The organism is Streptomyces sp. NBC_01750, from assembly GCF_035918095.1.
In the GTDB taxonomy this organism is placed as follows: Bacteria; Actinomycetota; Actinomycetes; order Streptomycetales; family Streptomycetaceae; genus Streptomyces.
Window position 1 is genome coordinate 4,981,023 of the sequence record NZ_CP109137.1, and the last position, 16,311, is coordinate 4,997,333.

At 69.1% G+C, this 16,311-nt stretch carries 13 protein-coding genes and 1 pseudogene; 5 read left to right on the forward strand and 9 right to left on the reverse strand.

Going from position 1 to position 16,311, the window contains the following annotated elements; all coding sequences use genetic code 11:
- Positions 1-19: 19 nt before the first annotated feature.
- Complete coding sequence (locus OG966_RS22555; protein ID WP_326651593.1) at positions 20-694, reverse strand: Crp/Fnr family transcriptional regulator; 675 nt, start codon at positions 692-694, stop codon at positions 20-22.
- Positions 695-987: 293 nt separating this feature from the next.
- Here OG966_RS22555 and nth point away from each other — a divergent pair, with 293 nt between their 5' ends.
- The 3 genes from nth to OG966_RS22570 all read left to right on the forward strand — a co-directional run bounded on the left by nth (position 988) and on the right by OG966_RS22570 (position 3,897).
- On the forward strand, positions 988-1,806 hold the full coding sequence (nth, locus tag OG966_RS22560; protein WP_326651594.1) for an endonuclease III: 819 nt from the start codon (positions 988-990) through the stop codon (positions 1,804-1,806).
- Between the two features lie 82 nt (positions 1,807-1,888).
- Positions 1,889-2,632 carry an NUDIX hydrolase gene (locus OG966_RS22565; protein ID WP_406733790.1) on the forward strand — a complete coding sequence of 248 codons (744 nt, stop codon included), beginning with the start codon at positions 1,889-1,891 and terminating at the stop codon, positions 2,630-2,632.
- A 65-nt stretch (positions 2,633-2,697) separates the two neighbouring features.
- Positions 2,698-3,897, forward strand: a complete 1,200-nt coding sequence (locus OG966_RS22570) for a MarP family serine protease (RefSeq protein ID WP_326651596.1) — start codon at positions 2,698-2,700, stop codon at positions 3,895-3,897.
- Between the two features lie 24 nt (positions 3,898-3,921).
- Here the strand turns inward: OG966_RS22570 and OG966_RS22575 are convergent, their stop codons facing one another.
- The 6 genes from OG966_RS22575 to OG966_RS22600 all read right to left on the reverse strand — a co-directional run bounded on the left by OG966_RS22575 (position 3,922) and on the right by OG966_RS22600 (position 12,392).
- A complete protein-coding gene (locus OG966_RS22575) occupies positions 3,922-4,110 on the reverse strand; it encodes a hypothetical protein (protein ID WP_326651597.1) in 189 nt (62 codons plus the stop codon).
- A gap of 201 nt (positions 4,111-4,311) precedes the next feature.
- Positions 4,312-5,259: an alpha/beta fold hydrolase gene (locus OG966_RS22580; protein ID WP_326651598.1), complete on the reverse strand. Its 948-nt coding sequence runs from the start codon at positions 5,257-5,259 to the stop codon at positions 4,312-4,314.
- A 127-nt stretch (positions 5,260-5,386) separates the two neighbouring features.
- Positions 5,387-5,836, reverse strand: a complete 450-nt coding sequence (locus OG966_RS22585) for a phage holin family protein (protein ID WP_326651599.1) — start codon at positions 5,834-5,836, stop codon at positions 5,387-5,389.
- A 244-nt stretch (positions 5,837-6,080) separates the two neighbouring features.
- Positions 6,081-7,484 (reverse strand): Na+/H+ antiporter NhaA, encoded by a 1,404-nt coding sequence (nhaA, locus tag OG966_RS22590; RefSeq protein WP_326651600.1) that lies wholly within the window; start codon positions 7,482-7,484, stop codon positions 6,081-6,083.
- 295 nt (positions 7,485-7,779) lie between these two features.
- Entirely contained in the window at positions 7,780-9,735 is a 1,956-nt protein-coding gene (gene acs / locus OG966_RS22595; RefSeq protein WP_326651601.1) for an acetate--CoA ligase, read from the reverse strand.
- A 281-nt stretch (positions 9,736-10,016) separates the two neighbouring features.
- Positions 10,017-12,392, reverse strand: coding sequence for a bifunctional SulP family inorganic anion transporter/carbonic anhydrase (locus OG966_RS22600; RefSeq protein WP_326651602.1), 2,376 nt, complete (start codon positions 12,390-12,392; stop codon positions 10,017-10,019).
- A gap of 286 nt (positions 12,393-12,678) precedes the next feature.
- On the opposite strand from OG966_RS22600, the pseudogene OG966_RS22605 reads away from it, so the two are divergent.
- Positions 12,679-12,885, forward strand: a pseudogene (locus OG966_RS22605) (hypothetical protein); the annotation flags it as partial.
- A 141-nt stretch (positions 12,886-13,026) separates the two neighbouring features.
- On the opposite strand, the gene OG966_RS22610 reads toward OG966_RS22605, so the two are convergent.
- Positions 13,027-14,013 carry an ATP-binding protein gene (locus tag OG966_RS22610; RefSeq protein ID WP_326651603.1) on the reverse strand — a complete coding sequence of 329 codons (987 nt, stop codon included), beginning with the start codon at positions 14,011-14,013 and terminating at the stop codon, positions 13,027-13,029.
- 102 nt (positions 14,014-14,115) lie between these two features.
- Here OG966_RS22610 and OG966_RS22615 point away from each other — a divergent pair, with 102 nt between their 5' ends.
- Positions 14,116-14,946, forward strand: coding sequence for an oxidoreductase (locus OG966_RS22615; RefSeq protein WP_326651604.1), 831 nt, complete (start codon positions 14,116-14,118; stop codon positions 14,944-14,946).
- Positions 14,947-15,279: 333 nt separating this feature from the next.
- On the opposite strand, the gene OG966_RS22620 is transcribed toward OG966_RS22615, so the two are convergent.
- Positions 15,280-16,131 (reverse strand): HAD family hydrolase, encoded by an 852-nt coding sequence (locus OG966_RS22620; protein WP_326651605.1) that lies wholly within the window; start codon positions 16,129-16,131, stop codon positions 15,280-15,282.
- Positions 16,132-16,311 lie beyond the last annotated feature (180 nt).

Here is a 16,311-nt window from a genome sequence, read left to right on the forward strand (position 1 = left end):
ACTGGGCGCCGTCCGGTGACTAGCGCGAGCGCTTCGCGAGGCGCTCCACGTCCAGGAGGATCACCGCACGCGCCTCCAGCCGCAGCCAGCCGCGCTGCGCGAAGTCCGCGAGGGCCTTGTTCACGGTCTCGCGGGAGGCGCCGACCAGCTGGGCCAGCTCTTCCTGCGTCAGGTCGTGCACGACGTGGATGCCCTCTTCCGACTGCACACCGAAGCGGCGCGACAGGTCGAGGAGCGCGCGGGCCACGCGGCCCGGGACATCGGAGAAGACCAGGTCGGACATCTGGTCGTTGGTCTTGCGCAGCCGGCGGGCGACAGCGCGCAGCAGGGCCGTGGCCACCTCGGGCCGGACGTTCAGCCAGGGCTGCAGATCGCCGTGGCCGAGGCCGAGGAGCTTGACCTCGGTCAGCGCGGTGGCGGTCGCGGTACGCGGGCCCGGGTCGAAGAGGGACAGCTCACCGATCAGCTCGCCCGGGCCGAGGACGGCGAGCATGTTCTCGCGGCCGTCGGGGGACGTGCGGTGGAGCTTGACCTTGCCTTCGGTGACCACGTAGAGGCGGTCGCCAGGGTCGCCCTCGTGGAAGAGCGCATCGCTACGGGCGAGCGTCACTTCACTCATCGAGGCGCGGAGCTCCGCGGCCTGCTCATCATCGAGCGCCGCGAAGAGCGGGGCGCGCCGCAGAACGTCGTCCACGAGTTCTCTCCTTGTCGACCTGCTCAGGGACCGTGGCCCCATGATGCCGGACCGCGCAGTGCTAGCCCGGAGGCAACCCCCGGACCCCAGGCAAGTAAATATTCGTGCGATCAATCACAACAAGTTTGACGCACTGGAGTGCCTGTTCGTGCGGCGGGGGCCCGATTGGGTCCTGATTGCCGGTGACCGGGGCGGATGTCAGTGGGGCCCCTTAGGCTGGCCGGGTGTCCAATTCGCCGGTGAGAGCGCAGGCCAAGGGGGCCGGAAGAGTGTCCGGAAAGCAAAATTCCGCTGTGGGCGAACAGTCGTCGTCCAGCCTTAAGAAACCGACAAATATTCCCAAAACGGAATCAAGGCTGGCGATGGTCCGCCGTGCGCGCCGGATCAACCGGGAGCTCGCCGAGCTCTATCCGTACGCCCACCCGGAGCTGGACTTCGTCAATCCCTTCCAGCTGCTCGTCGCCACGGTCCTGTCCGCCCAGACGACCGACCTGAGGGTGAATCAGACCACGCCTGCGCTCTTCGCCAAGTACCCCACGCCCGAGGACATGGCCGCCGCCGCGCCCGAGGAGCTGGAGGAGATCATCCGCCCGACGGGCTTCTTCCGGGCCAAGGCGAAATCCCTCATCGGCCTGTCCGCCGCCCTCAGGGACAACTTCGGCGGCGAGGTTCCGGGCCGGCTGAAGGATCTGGTGACGCTGCCCGGAGTCGGCCGCAAGACGGCGAACGTGGTCCTGGGAAATGCATTCGGCGTCCCGGGGCTGACTGTCGACACGCACTTCGGCCGCCTGGTGCGCCGCTGGAAGTGGACCGAGCAGGAGGACCCGGAGAAGGTCGAGGCGGAGATCGCGGCGATCTTCCCGAAGTCCGAGTGGACCATGCTCTCGCACCGGATCATCTTCCACGGCCGACGTATCTGCCACGCCCGCAAGCCCGCCTGCGGCGCCTGCCCCATCTCGCACCTCTGCCCGTCGTACGGGGAGGGCGAGACGGACCCCGAGAAGGCGAAGAAGCTGCTCAAGTACGAGCTGGGCGGTCAGCCGGGCCAGCGGCTGAGCCCGCCGCCGGACTACCCGGGCGCATCCGCGCCGCCCCTGGGGGCCGCCGGGTGACGCCACGCCCCGAACCGCACGCCGGACGATTCACGGAACGATCCACGCGCCTCGAGGCGTTGTGCACGAGGGGATGCCGATGATGCGCGCTGGAGAAGAGACGTACAACAAGACGCACGACGAGACGTACGAGAAGAGCTACGACGGGCGATACGCCGGCGATGTGGCCGTCACGACCGAGGGCCTGCCCGAGTGGCTCGACCCCGTCGTGCGCGCCGCCCGCACCGTCGAGCCGGAGCAGCTCAGCCGCTTCCTGCCGCCCGAGAGCGGCCGGGGCAGGCAGTCCGCTGTCCTGATCCTCCTCGGCGACGGCGCCAAGGGCCCCGAGCTGCTCCTCATGGAGCGTGCGAGCAGCCTGCGCTCGCACCCGGGGCAGCCCTCCTTCCCGGGCGGCGCCCTCGACCCGGAGGACGGCGACCCGGCCACCACGGGCCCGCTGCGCGCCGCGCTCCGCGAGGCCGAGGAGGAGACCGGCCTCGACCCGGCCGGTGTCCAGATCTTCGGCGTTCTGCCGAGGCTCTACATCCCGGTGAGCAGTTTCGTCGTCACACCCGTATTGGGTTGGTGGCGCATCCCGAGCCCCGTCGGAGCTGTCGATCCCGCGGAGACCGCGAGGGTCTTCACGGTGCCCGTGGCGGATCTCACGGACCCTTCCAACCGGGCGACCGCCGTGCACCCGAGCGGTCACAGCGGGCCCGCATTTATGGTCGAAGGGGCTCTGGTCTGGGGTTTCACCGCCGGTGTCATCGACCGGATCCTGCATTTCGCCGGATGGGAGAGACCATGGGACCGCGCCAAGCAGGTCCCCTTGGACTGGCGCTCATGAAAGTCTGACCCCCAGCCGCTCCAGCCGGACGGAGCATACGGCGACGAACTGCGAGGCTATTGACGGTGAACGTGCTGGACATCCTGCTGCTGGTCGCAGCCGTGTGGTTCGCGATCGTCGGCTATCGCCAGGGCTTCGTCGTGGGCATCCTGTCGGTGATCGGTTTCCTCGGCGGTGGCCTTGTCGCGGTCTATCTGCTCCCCGTCATCTGGGGCCAGCTGACCAACGACTCCGATGTGTCGACGACGGCCGCGGTCGTCGCCGTGGTGATCGTGATCGTCTGTGCCTCGGTGGGCCAGGCCTTCACCACCCACCTCGGCAACAGACTGCGCCGGTTCATCACGTGGTCGCCCGCCCGCGCGCTGGACGCGACCGGTGGCGCGGTGGTCAACGTGGTCGCGATGCTGCTGGTCGCCTGGCTGATCGGCTCCGCGCTGGCCGGCACGTCCCTGCCCACGCTCGGCAAGGAGGTCCGTAACTCCAAGGTGCTGCTCGGCGTCTCCAGGGTGATGCCCAGTCAGGCCAACACCTGGTTCGCGGACTTCTCCTCCGTCCTCGCGCAGAACGGCCTCCCGCAGGTCTTCAGCCCGTTCGCCAACGAGCCCATCACCGAGGTCCAGGCCCCGGACCCGGCGCTGGCGGGCAGCCCGGTCGCCGCCCGCGCCCAGCGGTCCATCGTCAAGGTCGTCGGTACGGCCCCGAGCTGCGGCAAGGTCCTCGAGGGCACCGGGTTCGTCTTCTCCGACCGCCGGGTGATGACCAATGCCCATGTCGTCGGCGGCGTCGACGAGCCGACCGTGCAGATCGGCGGCGAGGGCAGGCTGTACGACGCGAAGGTCGTGCTCTACGACTGGCAGCGCGACATCGCCGTACTGGACGTCCCCGACCTCAAGGCACGGCCGCTCATGTTCAGCGAAGCGGACGCGCGCAGCGGCAACGGCGCGATCGTCGCCGGCTTCCCGGAGAACGGCTCGTACGACGTGCGCTCGGCCCGTGTCCGCGGCCGGATCAACGCCAACGGCCCCGACATCTACCGCCGCAGCACCGTGCGCCGCGATGTCTACTCGCTCTTCACGACGGTCCGGCAGGGCAACTCCGGCGGCCCGCTGCTCACGCCGGACGGCAAGGTGTACGGCGTCATCTTCGCCAGGTCACTGGACGACCCGAACACCGGTTACGCCCTGACGGCCGACGAGATCCGCGACGACATCACACGTGGCCTGAGCGCCAACCAGCAGGTCGACAGCCAGGGATGCGCGCTGTAGCGGCGGTGGAGGAGGAGCCGGGCGTCAGCCGCGGGTATGCCGCAATCGCGCCGAGACCCAGCGGGCCCGGCGCCTCAGGATGCGGGGAATGCCGATTCCCTGCCCCGGATGCTCGTGGCCCTCGGCTTGAGGGCCACCCCTCTCGTGGGTGATCGGCCCAGCGGCCGAGCGGCGGTTGCGTGCTGCGTCACCGTAGTCGTGCGTCCAGCCCATACACCGACGTTTGCCCGTGCCCCATGGTCGGTAACCGCGTCAGGGGCGGCCAATTGGCCTATGCGCCAGGCATTTGGCTGCGTGTAGTACAAGCGTTCCATTGGCTTTATGGAATGTCCCGGTCGGGGTCCCGTCGGCGGGGTCCATCGTTCGAGACCAGCGTTCGAACCCCCCGGCCGGGCCCAGCGTTCGGGCTCGGGTCTACCGGTCCGGCTCCGGGTCCTTCAGCCAGTTGATGAGCTCCGTCGAGAACGCCACCGGATCCTCCTCATGGGGGAAGTGACCCAGGCCGTCGAACAGCCGCCAGCGGTACGGCGCTTCCACGTACTCGCCCGACCCCGCCGCGCTGCGCGTACGGATCGCCGGGTCCAAGGAGCCGTGCAGATGCAGCGTCGGCACCCGGACCGGGCGCTTCATCCGGCGGTTGAACTGGATGCCGTCCGGCCGTGCCATCGACCGCACCATCCACCGGTACGGCTCAATCGAGCAGTGCGCCGTCGACGGGATGCTCATCGCCCGACGGTAGACCTCGACCGCCTTCTCGTCCGGCAGCTGTGGCCCGGACCACTCCTGGATCAGCTTGCCCACCAAGGCCGCGTCGTCCGCGACGAGCTGACGCTCCGGAAGCCACGGTCGCTGGAAGCCCCAGATGTATGAACCCGCGCGGCTCTGCGAGAAGTCGGAGAGCATCGCCGAGCGCCAACGCCGCGGATGCGGCATCGAGGAGACCGCGAGCCGGCGCACCAGCTTCGGCCGCATCACCGCCGCGGTCCACGCCAGATACCCGCCCAGGTCGTGCCCGACCAGCGCCGCGTCCGGCTCGCCCAGCGAGCGCACCACGCCCGTGATGTCGAGCGCCAGGTTCGCGGGGTCGTAGCCCCGCGGCGTACGGTCGCTGCCGCCCATGCCCCGCAGGTCCATCGCCACCGCCCGGAACCCCGCGTCGGCAAGCGCGGTCAGCTGGTGCCGCCACGTCCACCAGAACTGCGGAAAGCCGTGGAGCAGCAGCACCAGCGGTCCGTCGCCCATCTCGGCGATGTGGAAGCGCGCACCATTGGCCGCCACGTCGCGGTGGGTCCAGGGACCGTCGAGGCGTACGGGGCTGCCAAGGCTGCCGAAGCCGCCGGGGTTGGTATCAGGGGCCGTCATGCAGACGAGCGTGCCACAACTGGACACCCGGCGTTTGCCAGGGCGGCCCGGATGCGGACAACAGCCGGCCGCGGCCGCCGGCGCCGCCGGTGCTCACCGGCCTCCCGCGGGCCCGCCGGGCCCGGGCTCAGACGGAGACCCTGTCCTGCGCCGACCGGGGGTGCGGCTTGACGTTCTGCAGTACGGCCGCTGTCTGCTTGGCCGAAGCGATGGACCTCTCCGGCGGCTTGACCTTCTTGAACTTGGTGACGGCGAGCAGCGCCGCCAGCCCGGCCAGCACCAGGAACGCGCCGCCCACGATCAGGAACGACCAGGCGAGGCCGAGACCCAGATTGTGGATCCCGTACGCCGCGGCGAAGCTCAGCACCGGCAGCGAGAAGAGCGCGAACACTCCCGCGATCGTGATGGCCGTTCCGCCGATGGCGCCGCGCTTGACGTCCTGTCGCAGTTCCGCCTTGGCCAGGGCGATCTCGTCGTGCACAAGCGCGGACATCTCGGCGGTCGCCGAGGCGACCAACTGGCCGAGACTGCGGTCGGCGCCGACGGCGTTCACCGTGCTGTTGCCGGGGTCGCTCATCGCTGACTCCCTCTCCATCATCTACGGATCCGATGTCAGATCATGCCGGACTGCCGAGCATTGTGCCCCGTCAGGGGTCTTGTGGGGCTGTCGATTTCTCGTGCGCCGCCGGGAAGTGGACGTCGGCCGTCCTCGCTCAGTCGGTGGACCTGCGACAGCTCGTCCGCCGAACGCGGTGCACGCCGGGACACATTCGGGCGTGGTGCTGGATGAGCCGGTGCTGGTCCGGCTCATGGCCGGATGCTTAGGATCGGGCCGGACTGTCGACTCCGCCGCGCGCCGTCCTCGCCACTTCTGCCTTGCGACGGTGTTCCGCGGCCTTCTCCTCGTGGATCGCCGCCATCCGCAGGTGGTACTCGGGATTGTCCTGCTCGTAGATGTCGGGGATGCCGTCCTGGTCCTCGTCGCGCTCCTCGTCCTCACACAGCGTCCGGTACTTGCGCACCCGCAGCTTGAGCAGAATCCCGGACAGCACGGCGGCGATCAGCGAGCCCATCAGGACCGCGGCCTTGACCTCGTCGGTCAGTGCCGCGTCGCCGGCGAAGGCGAGTTCGCCGATGAGCAGGGAGACGGTGAAGCCGATGCCGGCGAGTGAGGCGACGGCGAGGACGTCCGGCCAGGCGAGGTCGTCATTGAGCTCGGCCCTGGTGAAGCGTGCCGCCAGCCAGGTGCCGCCGAAGACTCCGACGGCCTTGCCCACCACCAGACCGAGGACGACACCCAGGGTCTCCGGCTTGGTGAAGACATCGGTGAGCGCGCTGCCGGAAACCGTGACGCCCGCCGCGAAGAGCGCGAAGAGCGGCACGGCGAGTCCCGCGGAGAGGGGCCGTACGAGGTGCTCGATGTGCTCGCCGGGGGAGTACTCCTCGCCGTCCCGCTTGGTGCAGCGCAGCATCAGGCCCATCGCGACACCGGCGATGGTGGCGTGGACGCCGCTGTTGTACATCAGCCCCCAGATGACCAGGGCCAGCGGCACGTATACGTACCAGCCGCGCACTTCCCTGCGCAGCAGTAGCCAGAACACGGCGAGCCCGATCACGGCCCCGCCGAGCGCGGCGAAGTTCAGTGAGTCGGTGAAGAAGACCGCGATGATCAGGATCGCGAAGAGGTCGTCGACGACGGCGAGCGTCAGCAGGAACGCGCGCAGCGCGGACGGCAGCGAGGTGCCGATGACGGCGAGGACGGCGAGCGCGAAGGCGATGTCGGTGGCGGTCGGGACGGCCCAGCCGGCGGTGGATCCGCCGCCGATGGCGGCGGTGAGGGTGTAGACGAGTGCGGGCAGCGCCATGCCGCAGATCGCGGCGACCACGGGGAGGGCGGCCGCCTTGGGGTCGCGCAGTTCACCGGCGACCAGCTCGCGCTTGAGCTCGATGCCCGCGACGAAGAAGAAGATGGCGAGCAGCCCGTCGGCGGCCCAGTGCTGGACGGAGAGGTCGAGGCCGAGGGAGGCCGGGCCGATGTGGTAGTCGCTTACGGCTTCGTAGCTCTCGCTCAGCGGGCTGTTCACCCACACCAGCGCGGCGATCGCGGCCACCAGGAGGAGTACGCCGCCAACGGTCTCGGCGCGCAGCGCGTCCGCCACATACGTCCGCTCGGGCAGCGAAAGGCGTCCGAGGAACTTGCGGTTGGTGGGGGTGGGCGCGGCCACGTCGTGGGACCTCCGGTCGGGTAGGCAGGGCAGAGCACATGCCGACCAGACTTCCCGGCGCACCTGGTTTCGCTGTCGCGCTATTGACGCGGTTGTCACTTTACCCAAGAGCGCAAGGGCGTATCCGGTGACCTTCACTTTAGGTGCATAAGGGGTGTATGGCGCGATACCGCCCTGCGTATGCCCGCGGCGCGAACCGCCGCATCGGGTCCGCATGTACATGGCCCCGAACCCGCCCAGAGGGAAGGGGCCCGTCCGCGCGGCCGAGCCGGGCCCCTTCCCTCTGCGCCGGGTCTCAGTCCTCGCTGGCCGCGCCCGGCAGCCTCGACTGGATCAGGTCCATCACCGACGAGTCGGTGAGCGTGGTGACATCGCCCAGCTGACGGTTCTCGGCAACGTCACGCAGCAACCGGCGCATGATCTTGCCGGAGCGGGTCTTCGGCAGCTCCGCCACCGGCAGCACCCGCTTCGGCTTCGCGATCGGGCCGAGCGTCGCGCCCACGTGATTGCGCAGGTCGTTCACGAGGTTCTCGTCCTCGCTCGCCGTACCGCGCAGGATCACGAAGGCAACGATCGCCTGACCGGTCGTCTCGTCCGTCGCGCCCACGACCGCCGCCTCGGCGACCTTCGGGTGCGAGACCAGGGCCGACTCCACCTCGGTGGTCGAGATGTTGTGGCCGGACACCAGCATCACGTCGTCGACCCGGCCCAGCAGCCAGATATCGCCGTCGTCGTCCTTCTTGGCGCCGTCGCCCGCAAAGTACTTGCCCTGGAAGCGCGACCAGTACGTGTCGATGAAGCGCTGGTCGTCGCCCCAGATGGTGCGCAGCATCGACGGCCACGGCTCGGTGAGGACGAGATAGCCGCCGCCACCGTTGGGCACCTCGTGCGCCTCGTCGTCCACCACGGTCGCCGAGATGCCGGGCAGCGCGCGCTGCGCGGATCCGGGCTTGGTCTCGGTCACACCGGGCAGCGGCGAGATCATCATCGCGCCGGTCTCGGTCTGCCACCAGGTGTCCACGATCGGCGTCTTGCCGGCGCCGATGTTCTCCCGGTACCAGATCCACGCCTCGGGGTTGATCGGCTCACCGACCGATCCGAGGATGCGCAGACTGCTCAGGTCGAATTTGGCGGGGATGTCGTCACCCCACTTCATGAACGTGCGGATCGCGGTCGGCGCCGTGTAGAGGATCGTGACGCCGTACTTCTGGATGATCTCCCAGAAGCGGCCCTGGTGCGGGGTGTCGGGCGTGCCCTCGTACATCACCTGTGTCGCGCCGTTGGCCAGCGGCCCGTACACGATGTACGAGTGGCCGGTCACCCAGCCGATGTCGGCGGTGCACCAGAAGACGTCCGACTCCGGCTTGAGGTCGAAGACGGCGTTGTGGGTGTAGGCCGCCTGGGTGAGATAGCCGCCGGAAGTGTGCAGGATGCCCTTCGGCTTACCCGTTGTGCCGGAGGTGTAGAGGATGAAGAGCGGGTGTTCCGCCTCGAAGGCCTCCGGGGTGTGCTCCGCGGACTGGCGGGCGACGATCTCGTGCCACCACACATCGCGGCCCTCGGTGATCGCTGTGTCCTGGCCGGTACGCCGGATCACCAGGACATGCTCCACCTGAGGGCACTTGGCGACGGCCTCGTCGATCGCGGGCTTGAGCGCGCTCGGCTTGCCGCGGCGGTAGCCGCCGTCCGCGGTGATGACCAGCTTGGCGTCGGCGTCCTGGATACGGGAGGCGACGGCGTCGGCCGAGAAGCCGCCGAAGACCACCGAGTGGGCGGCGCCGATACGGGCGCAGGCCAGCATCGCCACCACGGCCTCGGGGATCATCGGGAGGTAGACGGCGACCCGGTCGCCCTTGACGACTCCCAGCTCCGTGAGGGCGTTCGCGGCGCGCGAGACCTCGTCCTTGAGTTCGGCGTAGGTGACGGCCCGGCTGTCGCCGGGCTCACCCTCGAAGTGGATGGCGACCCGGTCGCCGTTGCCCGCTTCGACATGGCGGTCCACGCAGTTGTACGCAACGTTGAGCTTGCCGTCGGCGAACCACTTCGCGAACGGCGGGTTGGTCCAGTCGAGGGTCTCGGTCGGTTCGGTGGCCCAGGTGAGCCGGCGCGCCTGCTCGGCCCAGAAGCCAAGCCTGTCCGCCTCGGCCTGCTCGTACGCCTCCGCCGTCACGTTGGCGTGTGCGGCCAGCTCGGCCGGAGGCGCGAACCGCCGCTCCTCCTTGAGCAGGTTGGCCAGGCTTTCGTTGCTCACGACATCTCCCTTTCCCAGGGCGTCCTATATGCCTATGTGTCCCGGGCCATAGCTCATCAGCCGACGGGCCCAGACACAAGGGCCTGCCGAAAATTGGTTTAGACCTGTAGGTGGCCCCTCCTCCCCGGGCGGCGGGAAAGAGGGGCCATACGTTCTCACGGACAGGAGGGGTGAGCGGTTCAGGCGCGGTGTTTCAGGGGGCGATTCAGGCGCGTGTCCAGGGCGTGGTTTCAGGTGGGCGGTTCAGGCGCGTGTCCGGGGCGTGGTTTCAGGTGGGCGGTTCAGGCCTGCGACTTCTCGAGGGCCGAGGGCGTGGGGGCGACCCGGTCGAAGACTTCGTCGATCTCGTGCTCATCGCTGCTCGCGAGCAGATACGCCTGGGCCTCGCCGACATGGAAGTACATGCCGTGCAGCTCCAGCGTGCCCTCGGCGAGCCGCCGGGCTACCGCCTCATGGGCGCGCAGATGCTCCAACTGCTGGACCACATTGGTCAGACACAGCTGCTCGACCGCGTCGGTCGGCAGCCGCCCCGAGATCCTGGCCCAGGAGCGGTGCCGGCTCTTCATCCGCTCCAGACTCGGCAGCCCATGCCGCAGCCAGCGACGCAGCGGGGTCTGTGCGCCCGTGGGCGGAGTGCTCAGCAGGGCCTGCATCGCCCCGCACCCCGAGTGCCCGCAGATGGTGATCGAGTCCACCTCCAGCACATCGACGGCGTACTCGATCGCGGCCGCCACCGAGTCGTCGCCACTCTCCGCGCCGGGCAGGGGCACCAGATTGCCCACATTCCGCACGGTGAACAGATCGCCGGGGCCGCTGGCCGTGATCATGCTGGTGACCAGGCGGGAGTCGGCGCAGGTGAGGAAGAGCTGCGAGGGCTGCTGTCCCTCGCGGGCCAGCCGCGCCAGCTCGTCGCGCACCAGCGGAGCGGTATTGCGCTGGAACGAGCTGAGCCCATTGGCCAGTTGATGCGGCTTGGCACGTGGCGGGCGCTCGCCGCAGTGGTGGTTGCGCCAGGGCGTCCAGGGGCGACAGCAGCCGTGCGTCTCCGAGGCGGGCTCGCTGATCCGGCCCCCTGCCCGGCCGGTGAACTCCACCGTCCCGCCCTGCGCGATATGCGAGGTCTGCCAGTCGTGCAGCGCTTCGTACGCGGCATGGTCCATGAACGAACCGTCCAGTTCGACGACGCAGTCGGCCTCCGGGGGGATCTGGGCCAGTGTCCGGCTCAGCCGGGGCACGGCGAGGAACGTCAACTGGCCGCGTGCCCGCACCCGGTGGACCCCCGCCTGCTCATCGGAGGTGATCCGGGTCCTGGTCAGCCTGTGCAGTGCGACGGCGACCGCCATCGCGATCCCGATCATCACGCCTTCCAGCACGCCGGTGATGACGACCGACGCCAGTGTCACCGCGTACACCATCATTTCGCGGTTCCGCTTCACGCTGCGCAGATGGGTGAGGTTGACCATCTGGACGCCCACGACCATCACCAGCGCTGCGAGGGACGCCAGCGGGATCAGATCAAGCACGGGCACCAGCAGCAGCGCGGCGACCGCGACCCACAGGCCGTGCAGCATCGTGGAGTTACGGCTCACACCGCCCGCGGACACATTGGCGGCGCTGCGTACGGCGACCCCGGTGACGGGGAGCCCGCCGAGCGCGCCGGAGACGATATTCGCCGCTCCCTGGCCGGCCAGCTCCCGGTCGAGATGAGCGCGCGGAATGCGGACTGCCGGCTTCTTGCGGCCGGCCACCAGCTTGTCGACGGCGACCGCAGACAGCAGCGACTCCACGCTGCCCACCAAGGTGATGGTGAGCACGGCGGCGAGTAGGCCGAGCACCGGGCCCTCTGGCGGCTCGGGCAGGGCGTGACTGCTCCAGGACGGAAGGTCGACGCGCGTCAGGTTCAGCCCGGCGACCGTGGCGAAGGCGGTCGTACCGGCCACTGCGGCGAGTGCGGCCGGGAGCTTCCGTACGATCCGGCCCGCGCGCCCCGGAATGCGCGGCCACAGCAGCAGTACGGCGACGGTCAGGATGCTGGCCGACACTGCGGCCGGGTGGAGACCGGCCAACTGGGCCGGCAGAGCACGGACGTTGTCGACCGCCGAGCTCTGCGGGGTGCCGCCGAGAACGATATGGAGCTGGGCGAGGGCGATCGTGACGCCGATGCCGGCCAGCATGCCGTGCACGATCGCCGGGCTGACGGCGAGAGCCGATCGGGCCACCCGCAGGGCGGACAGCACGAGTTGGGTGAGTCCGGCGAGAACGGTGATGGCGCAGGTGGTGCGCCATCCGTACCGGTGGATCAGATCGGCGGTGACCACGGTCAGTCCGGCCGCCGGGCCGCTGACTTGCAGCGGTGACCCGCCGAGTCGGCCGGCGACGATACCGCCGACTGCTGCCGCCACCAGCCCGGCCTGGAGTGGTGCGCCGGTGGCGAGTGCGATGCCGAGGGAGAGCGGCAGCGCGATCAGAAAGACGGAGATCGAGGCGGAGAAGTCGGCGCCCGCGATGGGGAACCGACGGCCACCGCCTTTGCCGCCGCCGCCGGGTGGCGGCGGACCGTGGGGGCGCTGGAAGCGCGAGATGAGAGACGTGCGGGGCTTGTTGTCCTTGGTCTTGCGTGAAGGGTCGTCTGTGCGAGTGGGGACGCAGGAAGACATGGTTCCCGTCTCCTCCGGGGCAGCGCGGTCGCGGAATGGGGGGACGCGGCCGTGGGTCACGGCGTGCAGCGGCGGGATACTCAACTCTCGGTAAATGGATCGTAATGCAGAGTAAAGAGTCTGGCATTAATTCCAGGGCAAATAGGGCAGGCTTTCACCCGATCCAGTGACTAATCATCTGAATGCGGCCCGTCGTGCCCACCTCCCGCCATCGCGATGCGAGTTTGTCGACGCCGCACGTAGGTCGTCATACAGGCGTATAGGCATACCGACACCGAAAGAGGGACGCGCCATCGAGGAGACGATCGCGACGGTCTGCGTGGAGCGCGATGTGAAGTGCGTGTCCTTCCGGCAGCTCGCCGACTGGCTGGACGCGCAGGACCCCACGGTCCTCGAGAAGATGCGCGGACTGGGGGGCGGCGAGGCCCCGCCGGGTGGCTGGACGGCCTTCCTCGCCGCCGAGCCCACGGCGGAGCAGGCTGAGGACTACTGACATTCGCCATGCGCGCCCGGAGCCTGACGGCCCGGGGGCGTCGTTTCCTCAGTGGGCCCGGGCGCCAGAGGCGCCGCGGCGCCTCCCGGGCCTCGAGTCGTCGCGCCGGGTCTCCCCCCGTCGGCCCGGGGCGTCACTTCCTCAGCTGGGCTGGGGTACTGCCGAATGCTCGCCGAGCACGAAGCCGGGGTCGACCTGCGCAGCCAGGTCGGCGCCGGTCTTCGCGTTCCCCCAGCTCTCCGCGTTCTTCAGGTGGAAGTGCACCATCTGGCGCGTGTAGCGCTCCCAGTCGCGGTCCTCGTACGAGTCCTCCGCGGCGTTCTGCAGGGCCTGCAGTGACATGCGGTTCTCCGCCTCCAACAGCTCGAAGCGCGGCGGCCGGCCCTTCTCCATCGCCCTGACCCAGTCGGAGTGGCCGACCGTGACGAGCAGGTCGTCGCCCGCCTCCTCGCGCAGGAAGTCCACGTCGTCCTGGCCCTGCACCTTGTTGCCGACGACCTTCAGCGCAATGCCGAAGTCCCGTGCGTACTCCTTGTACTGGCGGTAGACGGAGACGCCCTTGCGGGTCGGCTCGGCCACCATGAACGTCATGTCGAAACGCGTGAACATCCCGGAGGCGAAGGAGTCCGAGCCCGCGGTCATGTCGACGACCACATAGTCGTCCGGGCCGTCGACCAGATGGTTGAGGCAGAGCTCGACCGCGCCGACCTTGGAGTGGTAGCAGGACACCCCCAGATCGGAATCGGTGAAGGGGCCCGTCGCCATCAGCCGGATGTCCCCGTCGTCGAGGCGGACGGTGCGGGCGCAGACCTCGTAGACCGGGTTGTCCTCATTGACGCGCAGCAGCCGCGAGCCCTCGCCGGGCGGCGTGGTCTTGATCATTGTCTCGGTGGAGGCGATCCGGGGGTTGGAGCCGCGCAGGTAGTCCTTGATGAGCGGCAGATGCGCGCCCATCGCGGGCAGCGCGGCGGCTTCGGACTCGTCGAGACCCAGTGCGGCCCCCAGGTGCTGGTTGATGTCGGCGTCCACCGCGACGACGGGGGCCTCATTGGCGGCCAGGTGGCGGATGAAGAGCGAGGACAGCGTGGTCTTGCCGCTGCCGCCCTTCCCTACGAAAGCGATCTTCATGTTCACCTAGGGTAGCGGCATGTACGCGCAGTGTGGTCGGAGTGCGTGAACAAGACCACTCCAATGTGGGGCGCGCGCCACGGGCGCGTAGCCTCGCTACCTATGAGTACGAATGCCTCGTCGGTCGACCCCCTCGCCACTCTCGGATCCTTGCCGGGCGTCGCCGACTCCGTGGACTCCGTACGCAAAGCCGTCGACGGTGTCTACGGACACCGGGTCATGCGGCGCCGCAGCAATGAGGTCACCTCGGAAGCGGCACTGCGTGGAGCACGCGGTTCCGCCGCGCTGTCCGGAGCGGACTGGGCCCTGGAGGAAGTACGCAGGCGCACAGATTTCGGTACCGAGGCCGAGGCGCGTACGGTCGGTGCGGCACTGCGGCTGACTGCCGAGGCCGGTCAACTGCTCTCCATCTGGCGGCAGTCGCCGCTCCGGGTGCTGGCCCGGCTGCATCTGGTCGCGGCCGGCGGCGCCGGCGTTGACGAGACGGTGGGCCGTCCGCGCCTGGCGGGCGAGGCGGTCGACGAGCCGCTGATCGACGCGCCGCTGCCGGACGCGGGCGAGGTCGCCGGCCGGCTGGACGGCCTGGCGGAGCTGATCATCGTGGGAAGTTCCGCGCCGGCGCTGGTGACGGCAGCCGTGGTGCACGGCGAGCTGCTGGCGCTGCGCCCCTTCGGTTCGTACAACGGTCTGGTCGCGCGGGCGGCCGAGCGCATCGTGCTGATCGGCAGCGGACTCGACCCCAAGTCGATCTGTCCGGCAGAGGTCGGCCACGCGGAGCAGGGCCGGGCGGCGTACGTCGCGGCCTTTGAGGGCTATCTCTCCGGAAAGCCGGAAGGCATGGCCGGCTGGATCGCGCACTGCGGGCGCGCGGTGGAGCTGGGGGTCCGGGAGTCGACGGCGGTGTGTGAGGCGTTGCAGCGCGGCGCTGCCTGAACTGCCTCTGAAAAACGCCCTGAACAGGGTTGCGGCGGTACCAATGGGTGGTACCGCCGCTGGCACGTCCGCCGAGTTACCAAGCGTCCTCGATATATTGCCCATCAGGTCGGGAACTTCTGCCCGTAACCTGGTGCGGCTGGCCCGTAATCGACGGGTCGACGTCGCGTGGGTGCTCAGTTTTCATGCGCGGTCCGTGGGCCTTCATGCGTTACAGGTGATCCTTTCGGATGTCCTTGGTCTCGCGGGCCGTTGAGTCCTTTCTACTCCTGCTCACGGTGAAGCGGAAGCCCTGGCTGCACATCTTTACTTTTAGGTTCAAATACGGGCGAATTAATATACGGAGGTGGCCTGCGCGGCCGCCGTGCGCCGACGGCTCGTGTACCAGGCCAGGCCGGCGGTCGCGGCGGCCGCACCCACCGCGGCCATGGCGATCAGGGCGGGTCGCGGCGGCATGGAGAACGCGGGCAGCCGCTGCTTCAGCCGCACCGGGCGATTGAAAACGAGAATCGGCCAGCCGCGCGAGGTCGCCTCGCGGCGCAGTGCGCGATCCGGATTTACGGCGTACGGATGGCCGACAGACGCCAGCATCGGGACATCGGTGGCCGAGTCGCTGTATGCATAGCAGCGGGCCAGGTCGTATCCCTCCGACGCGGCCAGCTCCTTGATCGCTTCCGCTTTGGTCGGCCCGTACGCGTAATACTCCACTTCGCCCGTGAAGCAGCCGTCGTCGCCGACCACCATGCGGGTGGCGACCACCCGGTCGGCGCCGAGGAGCTCGCCGATCGGCTCGACGACCTCCGCGCCGGAAGTGGAGACGATGACGACGTCGCGGCCGGCCGTGTGATGCTCCTCGATGAGCGACGCGGCCTCGTCGTAGATGATCGGGTCGATCAGGTCGTGGAGGGTCTCGGCGACGATCTCCTTGACCTGCTGGACGTTCCAGCCCTTGCAGAGCGCGGAGAGGTACTGGCGCATCCGCTCCATCTGGTCGTGGTCGGCGCCGCCCGCGAGAAAAACGAACTGGGCATATGCGGTGCGTAGTACGGCGCGCCGGTTGATCAGCCCCCCTTGGTAGAAGGACTTGCTGAAGGTCAGAGTCGATGACTTCGCAATGACCGTCTTGTCCAGGTCAAAGAAGGCAGCTGCGCGAGGCAAGGAGTGGTTTTCCACGAGCCTGAGCATATGTGCCCGCCATTCGGCGTACGCTGGGGCGCGTGGGTTTGCCTGAGAAGGCTCTCGGGTACACCATGGAAGTCACGGATCGTTCGCGACCGTGCTAACCCGGTCCGGCTCCTCCCCCCCCGAGTCGGCCGGAGAGACGACCCCCGCTCTCCCCCCCGGCGGGGGTCGTCGCATGTCCGG

Excerpts from the sequence above, each read along its gene's own strand:
- OG966_RS22565 (WP_406733790.1), top strand. The coding sequence starts at position 1,889 with ATGCGCGCTGGAGAAGAGACGTACAACAAGACGCACGACGAGACGTAC.
- OG966_RS22575 (WP_326651597.1), bottom strand. The coding sequence starts at position 4,110 with ATGGGCTGGACGCACGACTACGGTGACGCAGCACGCAACCGCCGCTCG.
- OG966_RS22580 (WP_326651598.1), bottom strand. The coding sequence starts at position 5,259 with ATGACGGCCCCTGATACCAACCCCGGCGGCTTCGGCAGCCTTGGCAGC.
- OG966_RS22585 (WP_326651599.1), bottom strand. The coding sequence starts at position 5,836 with ATGAGCGACCCCGGCAACAGCACGGTGAACGCCGTCGGCGCCGACCGC.
- OG966_RS22600 (WP_326651602.1), bottom strand. The coding sequence starts at position 12,392 with ATGTCTTCCTGCGTCCCCACTCGCACAGACGACCCTTCACGCAAGACC.
- OG966_RS22610 (WP_326651603.1), bottom strand. The coding sequence starts at position 14,013 with ATGAAGATCGCTTTCGTAGGGAAGGGCGGCAGCGGCAAGACCACGCTG.
- OG966_RS22615 (WP_326651604.1), top strand. The coding sequence starts at position 14,116 with ATGAGTACGAATGCCTCGTCGGTCGACCCCCTCGCCACTCTCGGATCC.
- OG966_RS22620 (WP_326651605.1), bottom strand. The coding sequence starts at position 16,131 with ATGCTCAGGCTCGTGGAAAACCACTCCTTGCCTCGCGCAGCTGCCTTC.